This is a genomic window from Streptomyces celluloflavus (assembly GCA_000720995.1).
GTDB lineage: Bacteria > Actinomycetota > Actinomycetes > Streptomycetales > Streptomycetaceae > Streptomyces > Streptomyces celluloflavus.
Map to the genome: position 1 here is coordinate 1 of JOEL01000113.1, position 2,204 is coordinate 2,204.

Genomic DNA, 2,204 nt, shown 5'->3' on the forward strand with positions numbered 1-2,204 from the left:
ACCGTTCCTAAACAGTGTTCAGGAGTGGCATTTGCTGCCAGCTCCCGGAACTGCGCGCGTCCCGAACGGTGTTGGATGCGCTGGTCTCCCGCGTTCGCTGTGTCCCTGTCCGGCTGCGTGCATCGTGTGCACGTTCCGTGACGGGTGGGCGGGTTCCCTCACGCCCTCGTGCGCCTGGTCCGGCCTGGGCGGTCCGATGCCCCGCAGCATCGCTCTGGTGCTGCGGGGGCGGTGCCGTCCGTCGCCGGATCGGGTGTCCGAGGGCGCGTCGCCCGATCGCGATGCCAGCGGCATCGTGACGGGACATCTTTCGTTTCTTCGAGGTGAGGGGCTTCTTCCAGTGCTGATCGCCCCACATCGATGTGTACGCCGGGTCCACGGCAACGATCGACAGGCCGTGTTCGGAGGCCATGGACACGAGCCGGGCCTTGAGCTTGCCGGTGGGGATGCCGGAGATGAGCTGCCTGAAGCGCTTACGTCTGCCGTGCTTCTCGCGGGTCTTCTCGGCGGCGAAGTCCAGGTTCTCCAGGCCGATGGCTTTGACGCCGCACCGGTCGGCCCAGTGCAGCAACCGGCTGATGGCGTGCCGGACCTGGGCGTCACGGTGGTCTGCGCTGCCGGACAGGTCGTAGAAGAACCGTTTGGGGTCGCCGACGGGGTTGCCGTGCCGGTCGAGTTGGTAGGCGGCGAAGTGGTCGGCGTTGGTGTCCACGCCGACCATGCCCTCGGACCGCGCCGTTGGAAGCGGGATCGTCGGGACAACGGGCCGTGTCCATGACGCTGTCAGGTACCAGCGGCCCCGCTCCACGTCCAGGTGGATGCGGTAGGCCACGGCCCGGTTGTCTTCGATCCGGTCGCGCCACTCGGCTCCCCGGTGCTGGAACCGTACGCGGGTGGCGAGGACGTACCGGCCGTGCTTGCTGTTGGCCAGGTGTGCGAGCGGGGCGGGCAGCTTGATGCTGACCTCGCCGTCGGGGGTGACGCGGATGGTCTCGTTGCCGAAGCGTTTGCCGGACTCGCCGTCGGCGGCGAGGAACCACCGTTCGGCTTCCCACCGCTCACGCCACTGCTCGGCGGTGAGCTGGGCGGCTTCGAGGTTGTGACGGTTGTTGATCAGGCGCCGGCCGCCGCGCACGACGTGCACGACACCGGCCTCACGCTCAGCGCGGGCCAGGTCCAGGCGGTGTTCCAGGGCCGCCAGACGGCGGGACTTGTGGAACCACTCGCCCCGACTGCGGTAACCGCCGGGTGCCCGTTTGGTGCCCTTCTCCCCGATCGGCTGGGAGAGGCGGTGCATCAGCGTCCGCACACCGGCCTCAAGCCCTTGGATGTGGGCGAGCTGGCAGCGGCGGGACAGCGCCCACTGATCGTGAGTGGCCTTCGTGATCGAACCGGCCCACCGGGACGAGGAGTCGGCCGTCAGGCCCTGCTTCCGGGCGGCCCACGTGTCGCTGTCGTGGTCCAGGCCGTCAGCGCAGCGGTTCTTGAGGTCGAGCGAGGCGAGGCGTCCGAGGTGTTCACCGACCAGCCGCAACACCTTGTCGTCCACCTCGGTGAGGTTCTTGAGGCGGTCGCGTATCGCCACCCCGGACGGCCCGAGCGCGACGAACGACGCATCGATGGCGCGGAGTTGCTTCTTCTTCGGCTCACTCATCGGCAGCCGCCGCTTCGAGAGCCTTCCTCGCCCGGTTCTTCGCCGACCGACGGCCGTACAGGCGGGCGCAGAACGACGTCAGCACCTCCACCATGTCCCGGACCAGGTCGTCTTCAACTTCGCCGTCATCGAGGACGACGAGTCGGCGACCAGTCGCGGACAGGGCGGCCTCGATCAGCTCCACGTTCATCCGGCCGAGGCGGTCTTTGTGCTCGACCACGACCGTGGTCACCGCCGGGTCGGCCAGCAGCCGCTTCGCCTTCGCGCGGCAGCCGTTCATGCCCGAGGCGATCTCGGATTCGACACGGACGACCTTCTGCCCGGCCTTCGCCGCCCATGCCGACAGGCGAGCGGTCTGCCGCTCCAGGTCGGGCTTCTGATCGTGCGAGGAGACACGGGCATACAGACCTACACCACCGGACACGGAAGGTGAGGTGTTCGCGTCGATGTTCACCAGGATCGTGCGCGGTCCCACGCGTTCCGCGGGTACCGGCAATGACACGAGATCGTACAACACTCATGACTCCTAAAGGACACTCATGGACACTTA

Annotated in this window: 1 protein-coding gene and 1 pseudogene; both read right to left on the reverse strand. The window is 67.9% G+C overall.

The annotated features are described in order from the left end of the window. Nucleotides 1-7: 7 nt before the first annotated feature. Nucleotides 8-1,654, reverse strand: a complete 1,647-nt coding sequence (locus tag IH09_RS36055; protein ID WP_052861967.1) for an IS200/IS605 family element transposase accessory protein TnpB — start codon at nucleotides 1,652-1,654, stop codon at nucleotides 8-10. Beyond that, nucleotides 1,647-2,153 (reverse strand): annotated as a pseudogene (locus IH09_RS36060) (IS607 family transposase); the annotation flags it as partial. The gene IH09_RS36055 and the pseudogene IH09_RS36060, both read right to left, overlap by 8 nt. Between the last annotated feature and the right edge of the window lie 51 nt (nucleotides 2,154-2,204).